Annotated in this window: 21 protein-coding genes; 17 read left to right on the plus strand and 4 right to left on the minus strand. The window is 69.5% G+C overall.

Annotated elements, in window-relative coordinates; genetic code table 11:
• Positions 1 to 66: 66 nt before the first annotated feature.
• Complete coding sequence (locus VNJ48_RS09840; protein WP_325601568.1) at positions 67 to 5,265, plus strand: ExeM/NucH family extracellular endonuclease; 5,199 nt, start codon at positions 67 to 69, stop codon at positions 5,263 to 5,265.
• Positions 5,266 to 5,353: 88 nt separating this feature from the next.
• Here VNJ48_RS09840 and VNJ48_RS09845 read toward each other — a convergent pair whose 3' ends face one another.
• Entirely contained in the window at positions 5,354 to 7,123 is a 1,770-nt protein-coding gene (locus VNJ48_RS09845) for a glycoside hydrolase family 15 protein (protein ID WP_325601570.1), read from the minus strand.
• A 27-nt stretch (positions 7,124 to 7,150) separates the two neighbouring features.
• Here VNJ48_RS09845 and VNJ48_RS09850 point away from each other — a divergent pair, with 27 nt between their 5' ends.
• Positions 7,151 to 7,639 (plus strand): CinA family protein, encoded by a 489-nt coding sequence (locus VNJ48_RS09850; RefSeq protein ID WP_325601572.1) that lies wholly within the window; start codon positions 7,151 to 7,153, stop codon positions 7,637 to 7,639.
• Positions 7,640 to 7,684: 45 nt separating this feature from the next.
• The gene (locus VNJ48_RS09855; RefSeq protein ID WP_325601574.1) at positions 7,685 to 8,005 is read left to right on the plus strand and encodes a helix-turn-helix transcriptional regulator; all 321 of its coding nucleotides are present in this window, start codon (positions 7,685 to 7,687) and stop codon (positions 8,003 to 8,005) included.
• A 1-nt stretch (position 8,006) separates the two neighbouring features.
• Here the strand turns inward: VNJ48_RS09855 and VNJ48_RS09860 are convergent, their stop codons facing one another.
• Both VNJ48_RS09860 and VNJ48_RS09865 read right to left on the minus strand, forming a co-directional pair.
• Entirely contained in the window at positions 8,007 to 8,810 is an 804-nt protein-coding gene (locus VNJ48_RS09860; protein WP_325601576.1) for a DNA-formamidopyrimidine glycosylase family protein, read from the minus strand.
• The gene (locus tag VNJ48_RS09865) at positions 8,803 to 13,344 is read right to left on the minus strand and encodes an ATP-dependent helicase (RefSeq protein ID WP_325601578.1); all 4,542 of its coding nucleotides are present in this window, start codon (positions 13,342 to 13,344) and stop codon (positions 8,803 to 8,805) included. The genes VNJ48_RS09860 and VNJ48_RS09865 overlap by 8 nt, the downstream gene beginning before the upstream one ends.
• Positions 13,345 to 13,437: 93 nt before the next feature.
• On the opposite strand from VNJ48_RS09865, the gene VNJ48_RS09870 reads away from it, so the two are divergent.
• The 14 genes from VNJ48_RS09870 (at position 13,438) to VNJ48_RS09935 (ending at position 24,651) form a co-directional block, all read left to right on the plus strand.
• Positions 13,438 to 14,043, plus strand: a complete 606-nt coding sequence (locus tag VNJ48_RS09870; protein ID WP_325601580.1) for a DNA starvation/stationary phase protection protein — start codon at positions 13,438 to 13,440, stop codon at positions 14,041 to 14,043.
• 175 nt (positions 14,044 to 14,218) lie between these two features.
• Positions 14,219 to 14,629, plus strand: coding sequence for a hypothetical protein (locus VNJ48_RS09875; RefSeq protein ID WP_325601582.1), 411 nt, complete (start codon positions 14,219 to 14,221; stop codon positions 14,627 to 14,629).
• Positions 14,626 to 15,618, plus strand: a complete 993-nt coding sequence (locus tag VNJ48_RS09880; protein WP_325601584.1) for a hypothetical protein — start codon at positions 14,626 to 14,628, stop codon at positions 15,616 to 15,618. Before VNJ48_RS09875 ends, VNJ48_RS09880 begins: the two co-directional genes overlap by 4 nt.
• Entirely contained in the window at positions 15,615 to 17,066 is a 1,452-nt protein-coding gene (locus tag VNJ48_RS09885) for a hypothetical protein (RefSeq protein WP_325601586.1), read from the plus strand. The genes VNJ48_RS09880 and VNJ48_RS09885 overlap by 4 nt, the downstream gene beginning before the upstream one ends.
• 2 nt (positions 17,067 to 17,068) lie before the next feature.
• Positions 17,069 to 17,509: a hypothetical protein gene (locus VNJ48_RS09890; RefSeq protein ID WP_325601588.1), complete on the plus strand. Its 441-nt coding sequence runs from the start codon at positions 17,069 to 17,071 to the stop codon at positions 17,507 to 17,509.
• A gap of 71 nt (positions 17,510 to 17,580) precedes the next feature.
• Positions 17,581 to 18,504 (plus strand): ABC transporter ATP-binding protein, encoded by a 924-nt coding sequence (locus VNJ48_RS09895; protein ID WP_325601754.1) that lies wholly within the window; start codon positions 17,581 to 17,583, stop codon positions 18,502 to 18,504.
• On the plus strand, positions 18,504 to 19,292 hold the full coding sequence (locus VNJ48_RS09900) for an ABC transporter permease (protein ID WP_325601590.1): 789 nt from the start codon (positions 18,504 to 18,506) through the stop codon (positions 19,290 to 19,292). Before VNJ48_RS09895 ends, VNJ48_RS09900 begins: the two co-directional genes overlap by 1 nt.
• Positions 19,292 to 20,092, plus strand: coding sequence for an ABC transporter permease (locus tag VNJ48_RS09905; RefSeq protein ID WP_325601592.1), 801 nt, complete (start codon positions 19,292 to 19,294; stop codon positions 20,090 to 20,092). The genes VNJ48_RS09900 and VNJ48_RS09905 overlap by 1 nt, the downstream gene beginning before the upstream one ends.
• Positions 20,093 to 20,186: 94 nt before the next feature.
• A complete protein-coding gene (locus tag VNJ48_RS09910; RefSeq protein ID WP_325601594.1) occupies positions 20,187 to 20,711 on the plus strand; it encodes a DinB family protein in 525 nt (174 codons plus the stop codon).
• On the plus strand, positions 20,708 to 20,902 hold the full coding sequence (locus tag VNJ48_RS09915) for a DUF3046 domain-containing protein (protein WP_325601596.1): 195 nt from the start codon (positions 20,708 to 20,710) through the stop codon (positions 20,900 to 20,902). Before VNJ48_RS09910 ends, VNJ48_RS09915 begins: the two co-directional genes overlap by 4 nt.
• 70 nt (positions 20,903 to 20,972) lie before the next feature.
• Positions 20,973 to 21,503 carry a DM13 domain-containing protein gene (locus VNJ48_RS09920; RefSeq protein WP_325601598.1) on the plus strand — a complete coding sequence of 177 codons (531 nt, stop codon included), beginning with the start codon at positions 20,973 to 20,975 and terminating at the stop codon, positions 21,501 to 21,503.
• A gap of 27 nt (positions 21,504 to 21,530) precedes the next feature.
• Positions 21,531 to 22,214 carry a response regulator transcription factor gene (locus VNJ48_RS09925; RefSeq protein ID WP_325601600.1) on the plus strand — a complete coding sequence of 228 codons (684 nt, stop codon included), beginning with the start codon at positions 21,531 to 21,533 and terminating at the stop codon, positions 22,212 to 22,214.
• Positions 22,207 to 23,343 (plus strand): HAMP domain-containing sensor histidine kinase, encoded by a 1,137-nt coding sequence (locus VNJ48_RS09930; protein WP_325601602.1) that lies wholly within the window; start codon positions 22,207 to 22,209, stop codon positions 23,341 to 23,343. Before VNJ48_RS09925 ends, VNJ48_RS09930 begins: the two co-directional genes overlap by 8 nt.
• Positions 23,344 to 23,355: 12 nt before the next feature.
• Positions 23,356 to 24,651, plus strand: coding sequence for an MFS transporter (locus VNJ48_RS09935; protein ID WP_325601604.1), 1,296 nt, complete (start codon positions 23,356 to 23,358; stop codon positions 24,649 to 24,651).
• Here the strand turns inward: VNJ48_RS09935 and VNJ48_RS09940 are convergent.
• Positions 24,639 to 24,836 (minus strand): fibronectin type III domain-containing protein, encoded by a 198-nt coding sequence (locus VNJ48_RS09940; RefSeq protein WP_325601606.1) that lies wholly within the window; start codon positions 24,834 to 24,836, stop codon positions 24,639 to 24,641. The two genes, VNJ48_RS09935 and VNJ48_RS09940, sit on opposite strands and share 13 nt — an antisense overlap.
• Positions 24,837 to 24,957: the final 121 nt, after the last annotated feature.

Here is a 24,957-nt window from a genome sequence, read left to right on the forward strand (position 1 = left end):
GGGTCCAGGCTCCGCCTGCTCCACCCATCAGCACCACCTGTCACGCCTTGAGAAGGGTCTCTGCCTGTGTCGTTCAACCTCATTCCCGGGTCGCGGAAGGGGTCGCGCACTCGCGGCCTCGTCGGCGCGACCGTGGTCGCGCTCGTCGCGACCCCGCTTGCTCTCGGCCTCGCCGCACCGGCGAACGCCAGCGTGTCGAGCAAGATCTCGGTCCTCCCCTACGGCCAGGCATGGACGAACACGGGAGCTGCCATCGTCGCCCCCGACGACTGGTCCGGCGTCGCCGGTGTCCAGGGCTACCTCGGCCAGGACCTCACGACGACCACCGGCACCGACCCGCAGACGCTGACGGGGGAAAGCGCCGTTACCGTCACGCCCGACACCGACGTCATTGCGAACGCCACCCCCGCGGGCCTCAACTCCGGCGGCGTCGCCGAGTTCGACACGCTTGCGGACCCGTCGATCGCGCTGCAGGGCAGCGGCACCGGCGATGCTCCCTACCTCGCCTTCCACTTCGACCTCACCGGCCGGACGACCACGACGTTCGCGTTCAACGCCCGCGACCTGGACGCGTCCGCCGACAATGCCGTGCAGCAGATCGCCGTGCAGTACCGCGTGGGCGCCTCCGGCACGTTCACCAACCTGCCGGCGGGCCACATCCCTGACGCGACCACCGGCGGCACAGACACCCAGGTGACCGCCAAGAGCGTGGTGCTCCCGGCGGCTGTCGACAACCAGGCCAGCGTCTTCGTTCGGGTCATCACCGCCAACGCGGTTGGAAATGACGAGTGGGTCGGCATCGACGACGTCACGGTCAGCTCCGCCGACGGGACGTCCGCCCTCTCCCTGTCCAACCCGGGTCCGCAGAGCAGCACGGTCGGCACGGCCATCACGCCTGTCACCCTGAGCGCGGCCGGCGGCACGTCGCCCTACACGTTCGGCGCCACTGGCCTCCCGGCTGGACTGGCCCTCGACACAGCCACGGGTGTCATCAGCGGTACCCCGACGACCGTCGAGGCTCCCACCGTCTCCGTCTCCGCGACCGACAGCGCAGCCGCGACCGACACCGAGACCTTCGTGTGGACGGTCAGCGCGCCCCCCGGCGCAACCCCGATCGCCGACATCCAGGGCACCGGCACGACCTCTCCGCTCGCCGGACAGGCGGTGACCACCGAGGGCGTCGTCACGGCGATGTACCCCGGCACGTACAACGGCTTCTTCATCCAGACCGGCGGCACCGGCGGTGCCACTGATGCCACCCCCGCCGCCTCCGACGGCCTCTTCGTCTTCGGTGGCTCCGGCTTCACCAACGCACAGGGTCTCGCCCTGGGCGACTCGGTCGAGGTCAAGGGCACCGTCTCGGAGTTCTTCGGCTCGACCCAGATCACCTCGACCCTGGTCACCAAGATCGCCGCGCTCCCGGCTGTGACGCCGCTCGCGATTGCCTACCCCGGCGTCGCCGGCCGTGAAGCGCACGAGAGTGAGCTGCTCGCCCCGACCGACGCCTTCACCGTCACCAACGTCTTCAGCACCAACCGCTTCGCGGAGATCGGCCTCGCCACCGGCAACAAGCCGCTGATCCAGCCGACGGAGGTGGCGCGTCCGAACACCCCTGCCTACGACGCTGTGGTGGCGGACAACGCCGCCCGCGCCGTGACCCTCGACGACGGTGCCAGCATCGACTTCCTGCCCTTCGGCGGCGGGGACAACCAGGACATCCTGCTGCCTTGGCTGACGCGCACCCGCTCGATCCGGGTCGACGCAGCGGCCACCTTGGTTGCTCCCGTCATCCTGGACTGGCGCAACAACACCTGGAAGTTCCAGCCCCGGGAGCAGGTGATCGGTGACGGTTCGAACGTCGCGACCTTCGAGGACACCCGCGCCCAGGAGCTCGTGCCCGAGCCCGTCGGCGGCGACCTCAAGATCGGGACGTTCAACGTCCTGAACTACTTCCCGGTCACCGGTCACGCCTACGAGAGGCGCGGACTCGGCACTTGCACGTACCACCGCGACCGCGACGAAGACCCGGTTTCCGTGGACAGTTGCACCAACAACGGCCCCCGTGGCGCCGCGGAGCTCGGAGACTTCGAGCGTCAGCAGGCGAAGATCGTCAAGGCGATCAACGCCATGGACGCCGACGTGCTGGGCCTCGAGGAGATGGAGAACTCCATCAAGGTTGGCGACACCGACCGCGACGCGGGCCTGCGCACGCTCGTCACCGCCCTCAACGCGGACGCAGGCAGGCGCCGCTGGGCACTCGTCCCGTCGCCCGGCCCGGAGGGTCTGCCGCCGCTCGCCTCGCAGGACGTGATCCGCAACGCGTTCATCTACGACCCGTCCATGGTCAACATCGTCGGGCCGTCCAAGGTGCTTGTCGGTTCCGCCGCGTTCACCAACGCCCGGCAGCCCCTCGCCCAGGCCTTCAAGCAGGTCGGTGCGGGCGCGGACGCCGCGTTCGCAGTCGTCGTCAACCACTTCAAGTCCAAGGGTTCTGCTTGCACCCCCGCGAGCAACAACAGCCCCACCCAGGGCAACTGCAACGTGGACCGCACCAACCAGGCGCAGGCGCTTGCTGACTTCGTCGACGTGTTCACCGCCGAGCGTGGAGTCGCGGCCGTCTTCCTCACCGGCGACTTCAACTCCTACACCATGGAGGACCCGATCCTGAAGCTCGAGGAGAACGGGTTCACCCTGGTCAAGTCCAACCAGACCGGCGACTACTCCTACAGCTTCAGCGGCCTGTCGGGCTCGCTCGACCACGTCTTCGCCAACGCGGCGGCTGTGCCGCTCGTGACCGGCGCCGACGTGTGGGAGACCAACGCCAACGAGTCGACGGCCTACCAGTACAGCCGCTACAACTACAACGCGAACATCCTCTACAGCCGTGACTTGTTCGCTGCGTCCGACCACAACTCGGAGATCTTCGGCATCACGGCGCCCGCCGGCGCCCAGACCGAGATCAACCTGCTGAACATCAACGACTTCCACGGGCGCATCGACGCCAACACGACGAAGTTCGCGACGACCATCGAGCAGCTCCGAGCTGAGGGCACTGACGACAACACGCTGTTCCTCTCCGCCGGCGACAACATCGGTGCGTCCCTCTTCGCCTCGGCGATCCAGGACGACGACCCGACGCTGGACGTGCTCGACGCGCTGAAGCTGCGCAGCTCGGCAGCGGGCAACCACGAGTTCGACCAAGGCTTCAGCGACCTGAAGACCGACGTCATCCCCGACGTGGACTTCTCCGTCCTGGGCGCCAACGTCTACGAGAAGGGCACCACCACCCCGGCGCTCGACGAATACGACATCTTCACGGTCGACGGCGTCACGGTGGGTGTGATCGGTGTCGTGACCGAGGAGACCCCCGCGCTCGTGTCACCCGGCGGCATCTCCAGTCTCGACTTCGGAGACCCGATCGACGCGGTCAACCGCGTCGCCGCGCAGCTCAGTGACGGCAACCCCGTCAACGGCGAGGCCGACGTGCTGGTCGCGGAATACCACGAAGGTGCCGGCGCCAGCCTGCCCGACACCGCCACCTGCGCCGAGGAGGCCGCCGACGGCGGTGCCTTCGGCCGGATCGTGAACGAGACCTCAGCCGAGGTCAACGCGATCTTCACCGGTCACACGCACAAGACCTACGCGTGCGACCTCCCCGTCCCGGGAGTCCCCAACAAGACCCGGCCGATCCTGCAGACCGGGTCGTACGGCGAGAACGTCGGTCAGATCAAGCTGACCGTCGACCCCGCCACGGGTGACGTCGTGTCTTACACCCAGCGCAACGTCGCTCGGTCCACCACGGAGGACCTCAACTACCCCCGGGTGGCCACGGTCAAGCAGATCACCGATGCGGCGATCGCCGAAGCTGCGCGGATCGGCAACCAGCCGGTCGGCTTCATCTCCAAGGACTTCACCCGAGCGCTCAACAACGGCCAGGAGGACCGCGCCGCCGAGTCGACGCTGGGCGACCTGGTCGCCAACGCGCTGCGTGACGGTGTGTCCGCCTTCGCCGAGCCCGACCTTGGCCTGACGAACCCCGGTGGCCTGCGCGCCGACCTGCTGTTCGCCGGCGGCGGCAGCAACCCGCAGAACACCAACGGCGTGGTGACCTTCGCCGAGGCCAACGCGGTGCTGCCGTTCAACAACACGGTCGCGATCGTGGAGCTGACTGGAGCGCAGCTGAAGCAGGTCATGGAGCAGCAGTGGCAGACCAACCCGGACGGCACCCTGCCGTCGCGTCCCTACCTGCAGCTCGGGTTCTCCGACAACGTCAACGTCGTTGCTGACGAGTCGAAGCCGGCTGGCTCCCGCATCCAGTCGGTGTTCGTCGACGGGGTGCTGCTCGACCCGGCCGCGACGTACACGATCTCGACCCTGTCGTTCCTGGCACAGGGTGGTGACAACTTCCGGGCCTTCACGCAGGGCTCGTACGTCGACACCGGCCTGCTCGACGCCCAGCTGTGGCGGGACTACCTCGCCACGGGCACCCAGGCTGCTCCGCTCGCACCGGACTTCGCCCGCCAGCAGGTGTTCGTCAAGAACTTGCCGGCCGAGCTGACAGCCGGTCAGGCGACGCAGTTCCAGCTGGGCCTGCCGATCAACGACGGGGTGGCACCCATCACGGGGACCACGCTCGACCTGACGTCGGTCGGTAGCCCGACCAATACCACGGTCGCCGCGACGCTGGTGAACGGTGCCAACCGGTCCGCCCTGGGCAACTTCACGGTCACGAATGGTGTCGCGACGGTGGACCTGACGGTCCCCGCCGGTACGCCGACCGGTGCCGTGGTCGAGCTCCTGGCTCAGCCGTCGGGCACCTTGGTGAGGGTGCCGGTGAAGGCCGCGACGCCGACGCCAGACCCGACGCCCACGCCCACGCCGACTCCGACGCCGGACCCCACGCCCACGCCGACTCCGACGCCGACGCCGACGCCCACGCCCACGCCGACGCCGACGCCGACTCCGAGCCCCGCCATGGTGGACTCGGACACGGTCGCTGACGTCGCGCCGAAGCGGCCGACGTACGGCGAGAACGTCAAGGTGCGGGTCAAGGTGACGGCAGGTTCGGTCACGCCGACCGGCCGCGTCCGAGTGTTCTTCGAGGGTGACCGGGTCGGCAGCGGCGTCCTCGAGGACGGCAAGGTCGTCATCACCGTGAAGAGGAACTTCGGGATCGGTCGCCACGTCCTTGTCGTGAGGTACCTCGGGTCGGACACTGTTCTGGCGAGCCGGGACCGGGTGTTCATCCGGGTGAGGCGAGGCTGATCCTCACCTGAGGGAACGCAACGACGGCCCGGTCATCCCGCGAGGGGTGACCGGGCCGCCGGCCGTTGAGGCCCGTTGTCAGCGCTGGTCACCGCAGGGCGAGCGCGGCCTGCACCAGGGTGAGGTGGCTGAAGGCCTGGGGGAAGTTGCCCGCCATGCGGCCGGTGTCGACGTCGTACTCCTCGGACAGCAGGCCGACATCGTTGGTCAGGGCGCACAGCCGGTCCATCAGGGCGTGCGCGTCGTCGGTCCGACCCGCCGCGGCCAGGGCGGCGACGAGCCAGAACGAGCACGCCAGGAACGGGTGCTCGCCGCCCGGCAGGCCGTCGACGCCGCTCTGGTTGCGGTAGCGCCGTAGGAGGCCGTGGTGCATCAGGTCCTCCTCGATCGCCCGGATCGTGCCGAGCACCCGCTCGTCGTCGCCCGGGAGGAACCCGACGAGCGGGAGGTTGAGGAGGCTCGCGTCCACCTCCGAGGTTTCGTAGTGCTGGGTGAAGGTGCCGCGCTCGGCGTCGTAGCCCTTCACCAGGACCTGCGCGTGGACCTGGTCGCGTAGCTCGCGCCAACGATCGACCGGCCCTTCCAGTCCGTGCTTCTCGACGGCCTTGACGGCTCGGTCGAAGGCGACCCACACCATCACCCGGGAGTGGGTGAAGTGGCGCGGCTCGCCCCGGATCTCCCACAGCCCGTGGTCCGGTTCGTCCCAGTGCTCGGCGAGCTCCTCGACCAGGGACCGCTGGAGGGCCCAGCTCTGGCTCGTCTCGGTGATGCCGGCGTCGCGGGCGTCCTCGAGAGCGATCATCACCTCGCCCAGCACGTCGGTCTGGCGTTGGCTGACGGCCGCGTTGCCGATGCGTACGGGTAGGGAGTGCTCGTAGCCGGGGAGGTGGTCCAGGACGCGCTCGGGAAGCTGCCTGCCGCCGTCGACGGCATACATGATCTGCAGGTCCTCGGGGTCACCGGCCACGGCGCGCAACAGCCAGTCGCGCCAGTCCCTCGCCTCGTCGGTGTAGCCGACGGCCAGCAGCGACTCCAGCGTGAGCGCCGCGTCGCGGAGCCAGCAGTAGCGGTAGTCCCAGTTGCGCTCGCCGCCGAAGGCCTCCGGGAGGCTGGTGGTGGGAGCTGCGACGATCCCGCCTGTCTCGGCGTGCGTCATCAGGCGGAGGGTGACCAGGCTGCGGCGTACGACGTCGACGTGAGGAACGTCATCGATGCAGGTGGCCGCCCACTGCTCCTCCTCGGCCCGCGTCGCCTCGATCCGGTCGTCGAAGCCCAGCGGCTCGGGGAGGGCGCGCCACGAGCGCACCCACGTCGTGGAGAAGGTCATGACCTCGTCCTCGGCCAGGTCGAACTCGTCGGTGTGGTGGCCGTCGGCGGCGTGCGGAAGGCGAGGACCTCGGAGCATCAGCTTGTCGGGGCCGGCTGTCGCGACGATGACCTCCTGGCCGGCCACCTGCTCACGTGCCACCCAGGGTCGGACCCGGCCGTAGTCGAAACGGACCACCCACTCGTGGCGGACCCGCACCGTCCCTCGGGTGCAGCGCACGGTGCGGACCAGGTCGGCGCGCCCGTCCCCGACCGGCATCACGTCGCGGAGCACCAGCACGCCGGTGGGCGTCGTGAACGTGGTCTCGAGGATGGCGCTGTTGCCGACGTAGCGCCGACTCGTCGTCACGCCTTCGCCCTGGGCGGGCGCCAGCAGCCACCGACCGTGCTCGGGGCCGCCCAGCAGCGCGGCGAAGCACGCCGGCGAGTCGAAGCGGGGCAGGCACAGCCAGTCGACCGAGCCGTCGGCGCCGATCAGGGCGGCCGTGCCGCGGTCGCCGACGAGTGCGTAGTCCTCGATGGGGAGAGCCATGCCCACCAACGTAGCTAGGCTCAGGTGATGACCATGGACCCGCGTCAGCTCGTCGAGGTCCTGTCGGCGCGCGGGGACACGCTCGCGACGGCCGAGTCGCTCACCGGTGGCCAGCTGGCCGCCCTCTTCACCTCGGTGCCGGGTGCCTCAGCGTGCTTCCTCGGCGGCGTCGTCTCGTACGCCACCGCCGTCAAGGTCTCCCTGCTGGGCGTCTCGGAGTCCATCATCGACCAGCACGGTGTGGTGTCGGCCGAGTGCGCTGCCGCCATGGCGAGCGGAGCACGGACGTTGCTCGGTGCGACGTATGCCCTCGCCACCACCGGGGTCGCTGGGCCGGACCGACAGGAGGACAAGCCGGTGGGGCTGGTGTGGGTCGCTGTCGCCGGTCCCGACGGCGTGCAGACTCGACTGTTGTCCTTGGAGGGCGATCGGGCGGCCGTCCAGGCCGGCAGCTGTCGCGGCGCGATGTCGGTGCTCGGTGACATGCTGCGCATGGAAGATTCGGCCCTCGGGTAGCGTTGCCGACCACGGGTCCCACCCATCCTCTGGAAGGACGAGCGCATGGTGCTCTTTCGTCGGCTCCTCGGCGACGTGCTCCGCAGCGAGCGGATGCAGCGTGGCATGACCCTGCGTGAGGTCTCGGCCGAGGCTCGGGTGAGCCTGGGCTACATCTCGGAGATCGAGCGCGGGCAGAAGGAAGCCTCCTCAGAGCTCCTGGCCTCGCTGTGTGCCGCGATGGACCTGCCGCTCTCGGAGGTCCTGCGCGAGGTCTCCGACGCAGTGGCCCTCGAGGAGGTCGCGCTCGAGCTGCACAGCATCGAGGCGACACCGATCACCGGGACCAGGCCCGGCCCCGGCCCCGTGGTGGCGTCGGCCGCCTGAGTCAGGCTCCGGCCTGCGTGCCGACGGCAGGTTGGCAGCTCGGGCACCAGTACATCGCCCGTTCGCGACCGAGGTCTCCTCGCATCGCGACCCGGATCGGCGTGCCACACCGACGACACGGGGACTTGTCGCGGCGATAGACCCACATTCGCTCGCGCGGGCGCAGGTTTCCGGTCGTCGACTGGATCGCCCGTTCACTGTTCTGCTCCAGCATCAGCTTGGCTCGGCGCACCAGGCGCGGCAGGTCGCGCACGTCCCTGACCGCGGTGGTGGGATGGGCCCCACTGATGAAGCAGAGCTCGGCGGCGTACATGTTGCCGATGCCGGTCAGGTTGCGTTGGTCGAGCAGCGCCGCCGTCAGCTCCCGGTCGGGATCGGCGCCCAGCCGGCGAAGGGCTTCGGCCTCGTCCCAGTCCGGGCCGAGCAGGTCAGGCCCGAGGTGGCCGACGACCTCATGCTCGAGGGGGGTCTCGATCAGCTCCACCAGACCGAGGCTGAATCCGACCGCGGTCGTGCTGCCCGCCTCCAGCAGCAGCCGGACCTGGCTGACGGGCCGCTTCCACCGCTCGCCTGCGCGGTAGACGTGCCAGGAGCCTTCCATCTTCAGGTGGGTGTGGATCGTGAAGCCGGTGTCGGTCCGGGTGAGGAGGTGCTTGCCGCGCGAGATCGTGGTGAGCACCGTCGACCCGCTGAGGTCGGCGGTCGCGTGCTGCGGCACCCGGAAGTCGCTGCGGGTGAGCGCCCGGCCGGACAGGGAGCGGTCGAGGAGCTGGGCTGCCCGGAACACGGTGTCGCCCTCAGGCACGCATCCTCAGCCCCTTGGGTGTGGAAACGAAGCCAGTGGCGTTCAGGGCCTGTCGCAACGGGGTGTCACCGGCCCCGAGGAGCGCTTCGCCGTCGGCCTTCTCCACGGTGAGCTTGCCGAGGGCACCGCGCCGGGTGGCATCGGCCAGCGCAGCCGCCGCCAGCGTCAGTCGGTCGATGTCCTCGCTCCACGTGAGCAGGGTGCGCCCGCCGCGCTCGACGTAGAGCATCAGGGCGCCGTCGACCAGCACGACCAGCGCTCCGGCCTTCCGTCCTGGTCGGTGCCCGCCCTCACTCGCGTTGGCGGGCCAGGGCAGCGCCGCGCCGTAGGGATTGGCCGGATCGGTCGCCGCGAGTGCAAGAGCGACCGGCTTGGACTCGTCGGGCTCGGAGAACGTGCGCAGTCGGTCGATCGCGCCGGGCGCCCCGAACTGAGCGGCTCCGAGACCCTCCACGAAGTAGCCCCGGCGACAGCGTCCGGTGTCCTCGAACGCGGACAGCACCTTGTAGACGCCCGCGAAGCCACCGGGGATGCGCTCCTGCATGACGGCCCCCCGGGTCACGACACCGTGGCGCTCGAGGAGGTGCTCGGCCGTGGCGTGCGCTCGACGGGTCGCGTCCGCGTCACGAGCCGGCAGCACACTCCAGCGGCCTGCGGTCTCCGGCGGCCCAGAGCGGATCGGCATGCGACCCGAGCCCATGGAGACGCGTGGGGGACCCCGACGGGTGCGGTGGCTGGCCCTGCCGGAGCGGACCAGCGACCGCAGCGGGGTCAGCGTGTCATTGGTGATCATGCCCTCCCAGACGAGTCCCCACAGGGCGGTCGAGAGAGCGGCGTCGGCGGTCGAGCCCAGTCGGTCGCTGAGCTGTCGGAAGAACCACGCACCACCGGGCGCGAGCGCCTCCAGCACCGACTGCTGGAGCTCGTCGAGCTCGCCCCACTGCGGGTCAGGCAGTGTCAGGTGGGCCTGGTCGGCCAGGTGGAGGCTGACCCAGCCGTCGCTGCCCGGCAACGGGGCGTGACCCGCCCAGATGACCTCTCCGCTGCTGGTGAGCTCATCGAGGAAGCTCGACTCGTAGTCACGGACCCGGGAGGCGAGGATGAGCGGCTCCAGGGCACTGGCCGGCACCGGGCAACCCGCCAGCTGGTCGATGGCGGCGATCACCCCGTCGACTCCGTTGAGCTTGCCGCCGCCGTGCGGGTGGACCACGTGCTGCCACGACGGCAAGAACCTCGCCAGCGTCTCGTGCGTGACCGGCTCGACCTCCTTGCGCAGCCGGGCCAGGGACCGGCGTCGAAGCTTGCGCAGGACCTCGGCCTCACACCACTCGGCACCGCTCCCGGCAGGCCGGAACTCGCCCTCGAGCAGGCGTCCGCGAGCTGCGAGGCGGTGCAGGGCCTGGCGGGCCACGGCCTCGCCGAGGCCGAACCGGGTCGCGACCTCCGTGGTGGTGAACGGTCCGTGGGTGCGGGCGTAGCGGGACACCAGGTCGCCGACCGGGTCCTCGGTGGGCTCGGTGAAGACGTCGGGGGTGCCTGCCGGGACCGGGACACCGAGTCCGTCGCGGAGGCGGGCGATGTCCTCGATCGTGGTCCAGCGTTCCTCCGAGGCGATGCGTACGGCGACGACCCTCCGAGCCTCGGCCAGGCCGGTGAGCCAACCGGCGACCTCGGTCCGGTGCTCGTCGGTGACCCGGGACTCGATCTCGTCGATGGACAGCGGTCCGAGCAGGCGGAGGAGGTCCGCCACGGCCTCGGCGGTGCGGGCACGCCGGTCGGGGGCCAGCCACTGCAGCTCCGCCTCCACCTCGGCGAGCACCTCGGGATCGAGGAGCTCGCGCAGCTCGGCGCGGCCGAGCAGCTCGGCGAGCAGCCCCTGGTCGAGGCTGAGCGCCGCGGCTCGCCGCTCGGCGATCGGGGAGTCTCCCTCGTAGACGAACTGGGCGACGTACCCGAACAGGAGGCTGCGGGCGTAGGGGCTGGGTGTCTGCGTGGACACGTCGACCACCGTGACCTCGCGACGGTCGATGCGCCGCAGCAGCTCGGTCAGGGCGGGGAGGTCGTAGACGTCCTGGAGGCATTCGCGGATGGCTTCCAGGACGATGGGGAAGCTCGGGTACTTGGAGGCGACCTCGAGCAGCTGGGCGCTGCGCTGCCGCTGCTGCCAGAGGGGACTGCGTCGGCCCGGGTCGCGCCGAGGCAGCAGCAGCGCACGCGCGGCGCACTCGCGGAAGCGACTGGCGAACAATGCTGATCCGCCGACCTCGCGGGTGACGATCTGCTCGATCTCCTCGGCGTCGAAGACGATCAGGTCGCCCAGCGGGGGCTCCTGGTCGGTGTCAGGGATGCGGATCACGATCCCGTCGTCGGAGGCCATCGCCTGACCGTCGATGTCGTAGCGCTCGCGCAACCGGGCGTTGATGGCCAGGGCCCACGGGGCGTGCAGGGGAGTGCCGTAGGGGGAGTGGACCACGAGCCGCCAGTCGCCGAGCTCGTCGCGGAACCGCTCGACCACGATCTGGGTGTCGCTCGGCACGACGTTGGTCGCCTCGCGCTGCTCGGTGACGTAGGTGACCAGGTTGGCGGCGGCGTGCTCGTCGAGCCCGGCCGACGTGGCGGCAGCGCGCGCCTTCGCTTCGCTGTGGGTCAGCAGCCCGCGGGTGAAGGCGCCGATGGCTGCGCCGAGCTCGGCCGGGCGGCCGAGGGTGTCGCCCTTCCAGAAGGGCAGCCTGCCCGGGATGCCCGGAGCGGGGGTCACCAGCACCCGGTCGTGCGTGATGTCCTCGATCCGCCAGCTGGTGGCACCGAGGGCGAAGATGTCGCCGACGCGCGACTCGTAGACCATCTCCTCGTCGAGCTCGCCGACCCGGCTGGCCTTCTCGCCGACGAGGAAGACTCCGAAGAGACCACGATCGGGGATGGTGCCGCCACTGGTGACCGCGAGCCGCTGGGCACCAGGTCGGCCCGAGATCGTGCCGTTGACCCGGTCCCACACGATCCTGGGCCGGAGCTCGGCGAACTCCTCGCTCGGGTAGCGGCCGCTCAGGAGGTCCAGGGTGGCGTCGAAGGCGCTGCGGGGGAGCTGGGCGTACGACGCTGCGCGCCGCGTGAGGTCGAAGAACTCCTCGACCGACCAGTCGTCCATCGCGGTGGCCGCCACGACCTGCTGGGCCAGGACGTCGAGCGGGTTGGTGGGCACCCGAAGCTTCTCGATCGCGCCTTCGCGCATGCGCTGCACCGACACCGCCGTCTGGGCGAGGTCGCCGCGGTGCTTGGGGAACAGCACTCCGCGGCTGACCTCCCCGACCTGGTGTCCGGCGCGCCCCACTCGCTGGAGGGCGCTGGCCACGCTCGGCGGCGACTCGATCTGGATGACGAGGTCGACGGCACCCATGTCGATCCCGAGCTCGAGGCTGCTGGTGGCGACCACTGCCGGCAGTCGCCCCCTCTTGAGGTCGTCCTCGATGATCGCTCGCTGCTCCTTGGAGACGGAGCCGTGGTGGGCCTTGGCGATGATGGCCTCTGCCCCTGAGCTCGACCCTGACTGGGCCATGATCGACGCGGGGGGCGACTGCGCTTCGGCGACTGCGCGCGGGCTGCCGTCCTCGCTCGCCCGGGCGGCCCGCTCGCCGGCGATCTCGTTGAGCCGTGCGGTGAGCCGCTCGGCCAGTCGTCGGGAGTTGGCGAAGACGATGGTGGAGCGGTGCGCCTCGATGAGATCGACGACCCGCTCCTCGACGTGGGGCCAGATGCTGTTGGAGCGTCCGGGGTTGCCGGACGTCTCGTCGTATTCCTCGGGCATCGTCATGTCCTCGACCGGGACGACGACGGTGAGGTCCCACTCCTTGGTGGAGGGTGGTGCGACGATCTCGACAGGGGCGGTGCCTCCCAGGAAGCGGGCGACCTCCTCGAGTGGTCGCACCGTCGCGCTCAGCCCGATCCGTTGGGCAGGTCGCTCGAGCAGGCCGTCCAGACGCTCGAGGGTCAACGCGAGGTGCGCGCCGCGCTTGGTGCCGGCCACGGCGTGGACCTCGTCGATGATCACGGTCTCGACGCCGCGGAGAGTCTCGCGCGCCTGACTGGTGAGCATCAGGAAGAGCGACTCCGGGGTGGTGATCAAGATGTCGGGCGGCCGGGTCGCGAGCCGACGCCGCTCAGCGGGACTGGTGTCGCCCGATCGCAGTCCGACCGTGACCTCGGGCAGAGCCGTCTGGAGACGATCACCCGTGTGCCGGATGCCGGTCAGCGGTGAACGCAGGTTGCGCTCGACATCGACGGCCAGTGCCTTGAGCGGGCTGACGTAGAGGACGCGCGTGCGCCGCAGCTTGTCGTCCGGTGTGTCCGCGGTGAGGAGCTTGTCGATGGCGTGCAGGAAGGCGCTCAGGGTCTTGCCGCTGCCGGTCGGTGCCACCACGAGCGCGTGCTTGCCGTGTGCGATCGCGTCCCATGCACCCTCCTGGGCGGGGGTCGGCGCGGCGAAGGCGGCCTGGAACCACGTGCGCGTCGGAGCGCTGAAGTGGTCGAGGGCGGCCATGGTCCCAGTGTGGACCACGGCACCTACAACGCTCGGCGGGTTCCCTCCCCTGGGGTGGTGGAGCGCTGGCCTGGGATCCCTAGTGTCGAAGGCATGCCTACTGCCAAGAAGTCGCCCGCCCAGACGTTCCACGTGCCGGGGCTCACCGCCAAGGAGAGCACCACCGTCGTCGCCGCCCTCCAGGACCGACTCTTCGCCTACACCGACCTCCATCTCGTGCTCAAGCACGTCCACTGGAACGTCGTCGGGCCCAACTTCATCGGCGTCCACGAGATGCTCGATCCGCAGGTCGAGGCGGTCCGTGGCTTCGCCGACGTCCTGGCAGAGCGGATCGCGACCATGGGAGGGACCCCGATCGGCACCCCCGGGGCACTCGTGGCCGCACGCTCGTGGGACGACTACGAGCTCACGAGGGACACCGCCCAGGCACACCTCGGCGCCCTCGACCTCGTCTACACCGGAGTGATCGAGGACAACCGCGCTGCGATCGACGACGTCGGCGAGATCGACCCGGTGAGCGAGGACCTGCTGATCTCCCAGACCGGCGACCTCGAGCAGTTCCACTGGTTCGTCCGTGCGCACCTGGAGAACTCCGCAGGTCGACTGGTGACCGAGGGGGCCGACACCGAGACGGAGGCTGCCGACGCGGCGAGGGGTTCGCAGCGGCGTACGACCAAGAAGTCGTCGCGGAAGGGCTGAGCCCCGCCTAGCCGCCAGCAGACAATCACGCACGGACGGGCTCCTCGCGCGCACAGTCCACCACCGCCTCGGATCCCTCCCTGTTTGGGCGCCGCTCGGGTGGGCACTGTGTCAGTGACCGCAGGAGGTGCTCATGTACGGAAATACAGCAACCATCCGCAGACTGGCACAACAGGTGGCCGAGCAGGCCGGTGACATCCGCACGGATGCCGACGAGCTCATGCAGGCGTCCGAGCTCGTCGTGTGGGACGGCCAGGCGGCCACTGCGATGCGTGAACGGATGGCGGAGCGCTCCCTCGCCCTGCGCAGGACCGCGGACGAGCACGACGATGCCGCTGAGGCGTTGCGCCACCATGCCGCCGAGGTCGACCGGCTCAAGGAGCTGATCGCCGACATCGCTGCCAAGGTCTCCGGGCTGATCGAGGGCGCGAAGTCACGACTGGTCGACCTCGCCGGCCAGGCGATCGACCTGGTCAAGAAGGTGCTGCCTGATCCCGTCGACGAGCTGCTGGCGACCTTCTCGCCGCCGCCCCAGGGGCACAAGGACTGGCTCGACGTTCCCGAGAGCCTGCCGGGGTGCCGATGAGCCGCGTGACCCTGGACGCCCAGGGCTTCGAGGTGGAGGAGCAGGCCGTCGCACCGCGCCGTGTCCTGCTGTCGGCGAGCGCGCTGGACCGGCTGGCTGACCTGGGCGGTGTCGAGTCGCCCGCTGCCCAGATGGCCACGACCAGTGTGTCCGTCGAGTCGCTGGGCGACCGGCTCGGCACCTTGGCTGATCGGGAAGCGCCGACGACCGCCCCGGACGGCGGCCCGGAGCCGCACGCCGATGCTGCTCAGCACGACGAGGAGCCCGATCTCGACGCGGTCCTGGCCGGCGCTGGCCTGGTCGCCGATGGCGAGCCCACCGAGACCGGTCGTGCGGTCCTCGATGTATGGCACAGGCCCGCCCTCGCGGTCGAGCTCGAGATGCTCCTTGCGACCCGGCACGGCCGGGTCCGGGCGCGCAGCTGGCATCGCAACCTCGACACCTGGGTGGTGTGCCTGTCCAGTGCCGACGGCCGAACCTTCGAGCTCACGTGGTGCGCAGTCGACGACTGGTGGTTGGAGCTGGGGCGGGTGGCCTGGGTGGACCCCCAGAGGTTCTCTCCTCCGGACGAGCCTGCCGACACGCTTCCGGACGCGATCGAGACGCCCTGGGAGCTGCTGCTGGCGACTGGTGAAGCGGTCGATCGCAACCGCGTCGAGCTCGTCGACCAGCTGGTCGCCGACTACGCGGGTCGGACAACCGCAGGCCACTCGGTCCAGAGCCTGGTGCCGGCGGCCGACAGTGACGTCAGGACGTGGCACGTGGCTCTGGAGCGGATGTCGCGTGGGCGCCTCCACGCGGCAGTCCTCGCGCGCAGCCAACGCGGACGCCCCGGCGCCGGCATCATCGAATGGGTGCTGTTCCCCGACGGCTGGCGGTCCCTCACTCCGTTCAAGCGCGACGGGTGGAACATGGTGCGGATCGAGCGCAAGGGACCGCAGGACCTCGGGCGCGACCTGGCCGTGCTGGCTGCGGAACTGACGTCATGACCGATCCCAGTCTCCCGCCCATCGAGTCCGTCTCGGGCGGGTCGCACGGTGTCCGGGCCGGTTACGAGCAGATGCTCGCGCTCGCCGACAAGTACGAGAGCCGCGCCCTCGACTTCCTCGAGATGGCAGGCCTGGGTGCCAAGGTCATGGCGAACGGTGACCTCCTGGAGTCGGCGATCCTCTCGCCGATCTCGTTCGCGGACGCCGAGATGCAGCTGCTCGACGCCACGACCGGGGCCAACGGGCTGACGGTCCGGGCTCTCGGCATCGAGGCCGACGCGCTCGGCGTACGCGCCGTCGTCGCCGCCTTCCAGGCCAGCGACTCATTGAGTCGGCAGACGATGGAGGCTCTCGACAACGCTCTGGGCAAGGTCATCGGCGTCTCGCTCCCCGTTGCCCTCCCCGCCCTGCTGGCCGCGGGCGGGATCGGCTTCGTCTACTACCAGACGCTCTCGCCGGGGGAGCAGAAGAAGCTGCTCAGCGACCTCCAGACCAACCTCGGGCAGATCCTGCACGACCACCCCGAGCTGGCCCAGCACCTGATCAACAGTGGCGGGGGACTGCTGGAGGGGCTCGGTCTGCCGATCGGGAATCTCAACCCCGGCGACGGCCCGATCGACGGTGCCACCACCAACGACGCCGCACGCTTGCTGGCGCTGTTGCTGGGCAACAGCACGGAGGCGGACGTCGATCGGTTGGACGGGGTGGTGCCCACGGACAACCTGACGGCGACGCCGACGTCGTTGAGAGACGTGATGCAATCCCTCAACGACACCAACGCCATCGACACCGCCGAGCCCGACCACCACGGGGCCATCCAGATCCAGCAGATCATCGGCGAGGACGGCGAGGAGCGCTACATCGTCTACATCCCCGGCACCGACGACATGGGACCCATCCCGGAGGACGGCGAGCACGCTCGCGACATGGAGACCAACTACCAGCTGATAGGGGGCCTGGACTCGGCCTACGGCAACGGCATCACCGAAGCCATGCGCGAGGCCGGGCTCAGCGGAAAGGACGTCATGCTCGTCGGTCACTCCCAGGGCGGCATGGTCTCGACCTCGCTGGCGGCGGATCCCGACTTCGCGAAGGAGTTCAACGTCAAGCACGTGATCACCGCGGGTGCGCCGACCGCCCAGGTCTCCGACCTGCCGGCGCAGACCCACGCCATCCACTTCGAGAACCGCGGAGACGCGGTGCCGATGCTCGATGGTGAGGACAACCCGGACCAGCCGAACCGCACCACGGTCAAGTTCGACCAAGGAAGCAGCGACACTGCCGACAACCACGACATCGATCACTACGTCAGCGGCGCGGCCGCAGCCGACGCGTCGACCAACGGCTCGATCCAGAGCCAGATCACCGCGATGGAGAACGACGGGTTCCTTGGCAACGGCAGCGTGACCAGCGTCGACACCTTCCAGATCACCCGAGGACGAGACTGACGATGAGACCACGACTGCTCCTGTTCGCCGCGCTCCTCCTGTCGACGATCTCGACACTGTCGGCCTGCGCCGACCCGGGCCCGGGCGCCGAGGACGTCGCTGGCTGCGGTTCCTGTGAGCGCGAGGTCGCGGACATCCGCACCCAGCTCGAAGCCCTCGACGGCATCACGATGGTGAAGCGGGTGGAGTTCATCCCCGAGTCACCCACCAACGGATCCGGGGTCGACATCGAGCTCCGCAGCTCGCAGCCGAGCGAGGGCGACCTGGCCAGTGAAGCGGCGCGCATCGTGTGGCAGAGCCGCGTCCAGCCCGTCGAGGTGGTCAACATCTCGATCAAGCTGGCAGACGGGTCGATGGCCCAGCTGCTGCCCTACGACTTCCGGGAGACCAGTCGCGAGCACGCGTCGTACGTCGAGGAGTGGGGCGAACGCCCCGTCGAGTGACCCCGGTCCAGTAGGTATCGGCTCGTCAGTGTCGGTGCCGTCACCTAGGGTCGACGCCCGTGAGCGAATCGATGATCCTGGCCCGGGGACTGCGCAAGTCGTTCGGTGACTTCGAGGCCGTCAAGGGCATCGACGTCGACGTCCGCCGCGGCGAGGCCTTCGGGTTCCTCGGACCCAACGGCGCGGGCAAGTCGAGCACGATGCGGATGATCGCCAGCGTGAGTCCGATCAGCGGCGGCACGCTGGAGATCCTGGGCCTGGATCCCGCCACGGACGGGCCGGCCATTCGTGCCCGGCTCGGCGTGTGTCCCCAGGAGGACACCCTCGACAACGAGCTCAACGTCCGGGACAACCTCTACATCTACGGTCGCTACTTCGGCATACCGAAGGGCGAGGTCAACAGCCGCGTTGACGAGCTGCTGGAGTTCGTGTCGTTGACCGACAAGGCGAAGTCGAAGGTGGAGGACCTCTCGGGCGGGATGAAGCGACGACTCACGATCGCTCGCAGCCTGGTCAACAGGCCCGACCTCCTGCTGCTCGACGAGCCGACCACCGGTCTTGACCCGCAGGCCCGACACGTCCTGTGGGACCAGCTCTTCCGGCTCAAGCAGGCCGGCGTCACGTTGGTCATCACCACTCACTACATGGACGAGGCCGAGCAGCTGTGCGACCGGCTGGTGGTGATGGACAAGGGACTGATCGCGGCCGAGGGATCGCCGCGTCAGCTGATCGAGCAGCACTCGAGTCGGGAGGTGACCGAGCTCCGGTTCGCCATCACCGACGAGACCAACCCCCACCATGCCGTCGCGGACAAGATCGAGGACCTCGGCCGGCTCGAGGTGCTGCCCGACCGCATCCTGGTCTACAGCTCGGACGGCGAAGAGGTCATCGCCAAGGCCCATGAACGCGGCCTCGACCCGATCGCCGTGCTCGTGCGTCGCAGCACCCTCGAGGACGTCTTCCTCAGGCTCACCGGCCGGACGTTGGTCGACTGATGAGCCTGACGTTGGCCGCCGGCACACGGCGACAGACCGACTACTGGTGGACCGTCTTCAAGCGCACCTGGAAGGGCGGGGTGATCACCTCGTTCGTCTCCCCGCTCTTCTACGTCGTCGCCATGGGCGTGCTGCTCGGCGGGTTCATCGACGGTGATCCCGCCAAGCTCGAGGGAGCCACGTCCTACCTCGCGTTCATCGTGCCCGGCCTCGTCGCGACGCATGCGATGACCATCGCGGTGGGGGAGACGACCTACCCGGTGATGGGTGCGCTCAAGTGGCACCGCACCTACTACTCGATGATCGCCACGCCACTCGAGCCACGGCACGTGGTCGCCGGCAACCTCGTCTTCGTCCTGTTCCGGCTGGCCACCGCCTGCGGACTCTTCATGCTCGTGCTCGCCCCCTTCGGTGTCTTCGAGTCCTGGTGGGGGCCGTTCCTCGCCTTCGCAGCGCAGCTGCTGGTCGGCATGGCCTTCGCCGGGCTCGTCTTCGGCTACAGCACGAGGATCAAGAGCGAGGCAGCGTTCGGCGTGCTGTTCCGGCTCGGTGTCCTGCCGCTCACGCTGTTCTCCGGGGCGTTCTTCCCCATCTCCAACCTCGGTCCCTGGCTGGAGTGGGTGGCCCGGCTGACGCCCCTGTGGCACGGGGTCAACCTCAGTCGCATGTTCTGCCTGGACACCGTCGACTGGTCGATGGCCGCGCTCAACGCGAGCGTGCTCGTGGTGACGATCGCGGTCGGCTGGTTCTGGTCGGTGTCAGGTTTGCAACGACGGTTGGCCGACTGATGGCCGCGCTCACCCACCCCGTCCACCCGCCGCTCGGACCAGTGCGCGCGGCGTGGCTGCTGGTGACCCGCAGCTACATCGTCTATCGACAGGCATGGAAGCTCTTCCTGACCGGCTTCCTCGAGCCGGTGTTCTTCCTCTTCTCCATCGGCATCGGCGTCGGTCAGCTGATCGAGACGTTCGAGGTCAACGGGCGTGCAGTCCCGTACGCCGAGTTCGTGGCACCGGCGATGTTGGCAGTCAGCGCCTTCAACGGTGCGCTGATGGACTCGACGTACAACGTCTTCTTCAAGCTCAAGTACGACAAGCTCTACGACCAGATGCTTGCCACACCACTCACCACCGCCGACATTGCGCGCGGCGAGATCATCTGGGGCCAGCTCCGTGGGTCCAGCTATTCGGCGGCCTTCCTGCTGCTCATGTGGGCGATGGGGATGCTGCACTCGTGGACTGCCGTCCTGGCACTGCCCGCGGCACTGCTGATCGGCTTCGCCTTCTCGGCTGTGTGCATGGCCGCGACGACCTGGATGACCTCGTGGCAGGACTTCGACAAGATCACCCTGCTGCAGCTCCCGCTCTTCTTGTTCTCGGCGACATTCTTCCCCATCACGACCTATGACGGCTGGTTGCGGTGGGTGGTCGAGGCGACCCCGCTCTACCGCGGCGTCGTGCTGTGCCGTGAGCTGACGTTGGGGCAGGCAGGCTGGGCGAGTGTCGTCTCGGTGATCTACCTCGTCGTGATGGGTCTGGTCGGCCTGTACGTCGTCCGCCGGCGGCTGGACACGCTGCTCCTGACCTGAGGCGGTGCCCGACCGGGTCAAGCTGGCGTGATTGCAGAAGTCGCTGGCAGGAACCCGTTGGCCCCCGCTGTCGACACGCTGGGAGGATGGCTGCATGTCTGAGCCGATCGTCCCTGACACGAAGGACTGGACCTGGGTCCTCGAGCGCCCGTGCGCGGAGTGCGGTTTCGACCCGCAGGCGTACACGTTGGCGGACCTCCCGCAGCTGATGCACGACACGGCGATGGTGTGGTCGCAGGTCCTCCTACGACCGGACGTGCGCGAGAGGCCGGCGCCGGCCGTGTGGTCGCCGCTCGAATACGCCTGTCACGTGCGCGACGTGCACCGGCTCTTCGCGGAGCGCGTGGAGCTGATGCTCGACGAGGACGAGCCGCGCTTCGCCAACTGGGACCAGGACGCGACCGCGACTGCATCGTCGTACGCCGAGCAGGACCCAGCCGAGGTGGACGCCGACCTGGTCGAGGCCGCGGGACACGTGGCCGGCCTCTATGCGACGGTGACGCCGGAGGCGGCCCAGCGCCGTGGCTCCCGCTCCAACGGCAGCGAGTTCAGCGTGACCACGCTCGGGATCTACCACCTCCACGACATCGTCCACCACGTCCACGACGTCCGCGCATGAGGCACACGGAGTTCTGGTCCCGGCTCGACCATGCCCTCGGACGGGCGCGGTCGCGGACCTGGGCCGAGCTGTTCGTGCTCACGGAGCTCGACAACCGGACCACGGTCGAGGCGTTGGACGCCGGAGTGGCTCCCAAGGAGGTCTGGGCGGCCGTCTGGCATGTGCTCGACCTCCCGGCCACCGAGCGCTGATCCTTACAGATCTGTGACGGGGAACCCCGAGCCGTTCCGGCAGCAGTGCCCGACTGACTACGGTGCCAGCATGAGCAGATCGAAGATCATCCTCGCGACGCTGACTGCAGCGGTGGTGCTCGTGGGCGTGGCGTTGTGGGCGTTCCAACCCTGGCGACTGGTCACCAGCAGCGAGATCGACCAGGCCGCGCCCGTGAGCGAGCCACGCGATTCCCCCACGACGACGCCCGCGAGTGGCGATCCGTCCCCGACCCCCCGGGACAAGGTACTGGCAACCGGGCGCTTCGAGGATGCCGAGCACGCGACGTCGGGCTCGGTCCGCCTGATCGAGCTCGCCGACGGGCGTCGCTTCGTACGCCTCGAAGGGCTGGCAAGCTCAGACGGACCCGACCTGCACGTGTGGCTGAGCGACCAGCCCAGCGGAGGGGAATGGGGCTCGTACGACGACGGCCGCTACGCCGCTCTCGGACTGCTCAAGGCCACCCACGGCAACCACAACTACGAGGTCCCTGCCGACATCGACCTGCGTGCCATGCGGTCCGTGGTGATCTGGTGTGACCGCTTCAACGTCGCCTTCGGCACCGCGCCGGTGACTGCGTGAACACGACCGCCGACGTGGGGGAGGGTGATGGCTCGGGTCCTGGTCGTTGACGACGACACCACCGTGCGCGAAGTAGTCGTGTCCTATCTGTGCCGAGCGGGTCACGAAGTGGTCGACGTCGGTGACGGGGAGGCTGCGCTCGTCGCCGCATCGGAGGCGGGTTTCGACCTGGTCGTGCTCGATCTGATGCTTCCCGGCATCGACGGGCTCGAGGTGTGCCGCCAGCTCACCCGGAGCAGTGACGTCCTGGTGATCATGCTCAGCGCATTGGGGTCGGAGACCGACCGGGTCGTCGGGCTGGAGCGAGGAGCTGATGACTACGTCACCAAGCCGTTCAGTCCGCGGGAGCTCGTGCTGCGGGTCGAGGGACTGCTCCGGCGAGCCGCCGAGCGGGCCACCCCCGCCGCGCGCCTCCTCGACGGCGACCTCGTCGTCGACACCGGACGGCACGAGGCCACCCTCGGCGGTCAGGTGCTGGCGCTGACCGGCCGCGAGTTCGACCTGCTGGCCTTCCTGGTCGCCCGCCCGGGAGCGGCGTTCTCCCGCGACGAGCTCCTGCAACACGTGTGGGGCTGGTCCTTCGGTGACCAGTCGACCGTCACGGTCCACGTCCGACGCCTCCGCGAGAAGGTGGAGACGGACCCAGCGCAGCCCGTGCGCCTGGTCACGGTGTGGGGCGTCGGCTATCGCTGGGAGCCAGCCCATGAGTGACGACGTCGCGGTGGTGATGATTGCTCTTGCCTGGTCGGGCGGGGTGGCCCTCGTCGGCCTCGTTGCCGCCTGGCTCGTGCGCTCGGCCTCCCTGCGGTGGCAGTCGGTCACCATCGCACTCACCGCGGTGCTGGCAGTGGTCGCCGGGGTCATCGGCACGGCCCGGGCGATGTTCCTCTCTGCTCACGACTTCGCGGTCGTGCTGTGGGTGTGCCTCGTGGCCGGCCTCGTCGCCGCGACTGTCGCCCTGGTGCTCGGCAGCGCCACGGCACGGTGGTCGCGGTCGCTGGCCCACGACGCCCGCCGACTTGGCGACGACGGCCACGTGGAGTCGCGGGGCGCGGGACCTGCCGAGTTCCGCGACGTCTCCACCGAGCTGACCCTGACCAGCCGCAAGCTGGCGGAGTCGCGCGAGCGTGAGCGACGCCTCGAGGAGTCGCGCCGCGAGCTCGTCTCGTGGGTCTCTCATGATCTACGCACGCCGCTGGCGGGGATGCGCGCCATGACCGAGGCGCTCGAGGACGGTCTCGTCGACGACCCTGCGCGTTACCTGAGCCTGATCCGGCGCGACGTGGAGCGGATGGTTCGACTCGTGGACGACTTGTTCGAGCTCTCGCGTATCCATGCCGGCGTGCTTCCCCTCAATGTGGAGGCGGTCGCCTTGGCGGACGTGGTGAGCGAGGCCATCGCCGGCGCCGATCGGGAGGCGCGGGCCGGCCGGGTCCGACTCGGCGGGCAGGTTGATCCGGGACTTGTCCTGCAGGCCGACCCCGGCGGGCTGTCCCGCGTGGTGACCAACCTCGTCGACAACGCCGTCCGGCACACTCCGGCCGACGGGGCGGTCGAGATCCTGGGCCGAGCGAACTCCGGTGGCATCGAGCTGATCGTGAGTGATGGCTGCGGGGGCCTGTCCGGCGAAGACCTACGACGGGTCTTCGACGTGGGCTGGCAGGGAAGCTCAGCACGCACGCCGGACCGCGACGACCCCCACCAGCTCGGACAGGCGGGTCTCGGACTCGCGATCGTCAAGGGCATCGTCGAGGCACACGGCGGCCAGGTGACGGTCGCCAACCACGACCCCGGTTGCCGCTTCGTGGTCCTCCTTCCCGACGACGGCGGGGTCGCCTGACAAGATGCCCCCGTGACGGCGTCCATTGCTCCGAGTGCCGTGGACCTCGACCGGGTCCAGGTGCGGACGATCCGTACGCTGGTGGTCTCGCAGGCCGTCGGTGCGGTGGGCGTGACGATCGGAGTGGCCACCGCTTCGCTCCTCGCCCGCGACATCTCGGGCAGCGAGAGCATGGCCGGGCTGGCCCAGACCTTCCAGGTGCTGGGCACGGCCGGCGCGGCCGTCCTGCTCTCGCGGCTGATGCGCCGGCACGGTCGCCGGGTCGGCCTCGTGACGGGATATCTGCTGGGCGCAGTGGGTGCCACCCTGGCCGTGGTCGCGGGCGTGGTCGACTCGATGCTGGTGCTGCTGCTGGGGGCGGTGCTGCTGGGTGCGACCACCGCAACGAACAGCGGGTCACGCTATGCCGCCACCGACCTGGCGCCCGAGGAGTCGCGCGCCCGCGCCCTGTCCGTGGTCGTCTGGGCCACCACCATCGGAGCGGTTGCCGGGCCGAACCTGACCGGAGTGGGCGCGGGCCTGGCCAACGCGATGGGCATCCCCGAGCTGACCGGGGGCTTCGCGATCGGCGCGGTGGCGCTCGTCGCTGCGGCTGCTTGGATCGGTGTGCTGCTCCGGCCAGATCCCCTCCTGCTGGCCCAGGCGGCCGCGCCCGTCGAGCCCAGCGATACACCGACCCGGTCGTGGTCGCGCTTCACCACCACCGTGCGCGAGGTGCCTGCAGTGGGTGCCGCCGTGGTCGGCATGGCGTGTGCCCACGCGTCCATGGTGACGGTGATGATCATGACGCCCCTCCACATGGAGCACGGTGGAGCGCACCTGGAGGTCATCGGCTTCGTCATCTCGCTGCACGTGCTCGGGATGTTCGCGTTCTCGCCGCTCGTCGGCCTCGCGGCCGACAAGTGGGGGCGCCCGCCAGTCCTCGTCGCCGGAGGTCTGACGTTGCTCGTCTCGCTCGTGCTGTGCGGGTTCGCGCCCGAGGGCAGCTCGTGGCAGATCTTCGCCGGCCTGTTCCTGCTCGGCCTGGGGTGGTCCTTCTCGACCGTCGCCGCCTCGACGATCATCGCCGACCGGACACCGCTGAGCGCGCGCACCGACGTACAAGGGTCGTCGGACATGGTCATGTCGCTCATGGCAGCCGGCGGTGGTGCGCTCGCGGGCGTCATCGTGCAGGGCTTCGGCTACCCCGTGCTCGCGGCCTTTGCCGCCCTGCTGGGGGCGGCCGTGGTCGCGGCTGGCATTGCGACGCGACGCGACGCGCAGGGCTCAGCCGCGGACCCGGGACGGCAGCTCGATCACTCGACGTAGACCGCGATGCTGCGTGCCCACGGGCCCGCACCACCGCGGCTGACTGCTTTGACCCGGAACACGTAGCGGCCGGGGTCGAGGTCGGGCACCTTGGCCTCGGTGCTGGAAGCAGGAACGACTGATTCCCCCCGAGTGTGGTGTGCCTGGACGTTGTGCCGGACCACATCTTGGCGGATGTTCGACACGCCGCGATCATACGGCGCGTCGAACAGGTGTTCGGGCTACATTGTGTCCACAGGTACGACGCAGGGCTGAGGTTCTCCACAGATCAAGCAGCTGATCAGGCTGTGACCTTCGGGTGTCGGT

The sequence above is a fragment of the Nocardioides sp. genome, assembly GCF_035576065.1.
GTDB lineage: Bacteria > Actinomycetota > Actinomycetes > Propionibacteriales > Nocardioidaceae > Nocardioides.

Bases quoted from the DNA above. Each gene is read 5' to 3' on its own strand.
- VNJ48_RS09845 (WP_325601570.1), bottom strand. From the start codon at position 7,123: ATGGCTCTCCCCATCGAGGACTACGCACTCGTCGGCGACCGCGGCACG.
- VNJ48_RS09850 (WP_325601572.1), top strand. From the start codon at position 7,151: ATGACCATGGACCCGCGTCAGCTCGTCGAGGTCCTGTCGGCGCGCGGG.
- VNJ48_RS09855 (WP_325601574.1), top strand. From the start codon at position 7,685: ATGGTGCTCTTTCGTCGGCTCCTCGGCGACGTGCTCCGCAGCGAGCGG.
- VNJ48_RS09865 (WP_325601578.1), bottom strand. From the start codon at position 13,344: ATGGCCGCCCTCGACCACTTCAGCGCTCCGACGCGCACGTGGTTCCAG.
- VNJ48_RS09870 (WP_325601580.1), top strand. From the start codon at position 13,438: ATGCCTACTGCCAAGAAGTCGCCCGCCCAGACGTTCCACGTGCCGGGG.
- VNJ48_RS09880 (WP_325601584.1), top strand. From the start codon at position 14,626: ATGAGCCGCGTGACCCTGGACGCCCAGGGCTTCGAGGTGGAGGAGCAG.
- VNJ48_RS09885 (WP_325601586.1), top strand. From the start codon at position 15,615: ATGACCGATCCCAGTCTCCCGCCCATCGAGTCCGTCTCGGGCGGGTCG.
- VNJ48_RS09890 (WP_325601588.1), top strand. From the start codon at position 17,069: ATGAGACCACGACTGCTCCTGTTCGCCGCGCTCCTCCTGTCGACGATC.
- VNJ48_RS09895 (WP_325601754.1), top strand. From the start codon at position 17,581: ATGATCCTGGCCCGGGGACTGCGCAAGTCGTTCGGTGACTTCGAGGCC.
- VNJ48_RS09900 (WP_325601590.1), top strand. From the start codon at position 18,504: ATGAGCCTGACGTTGGCCGCCGGCACACGGCGACAGACCGACTACTGG.
- VNJ48_RS09905 (WP_325601592.1), top strand. From the start codon at position 19,292: ATGGCCGCGCTCACCCACCCCGTCCACCCGCCGCTCGGACCAGTGCGC.
- VNJ48_RS09910 (WP_325601594.1), top strand. From the start codon at position 20,187: ATGTCTGAGCCGATCGTCCCTGACACGAAGGACTGGACCTGGGTCCTC.
- VNJ48_RS09915 (WP_325601596.1), top strand. From the start codon at position 20,708: ATGAGGCACACGGAGTTCTGGTCCCGGCTCGACCATGCCCTCGGACGG.
- VNJ48_RS09920 (WP_325601598.1), top strand. From the start codon at position 20,973: ATGAGCAGATCGAAGATCATCCTCGCGACGCTGACTGCAGCGGTGGTG.
- VNJ48_RS09925 (WP_325601600.1), top strand. From the start codon at position 21,531: ATGGCTCGGGTCCTGGTCGTTGACGACGACACCACCGTGCGCGAAGTA.
- VNJ48_RS09930 (WP_325601602.1), top strand. From the start codon at position 22,207: ATGAGTGACGACGTCGCGGTGGTGATGATTGCTCTTGCCTGGTCGGGC.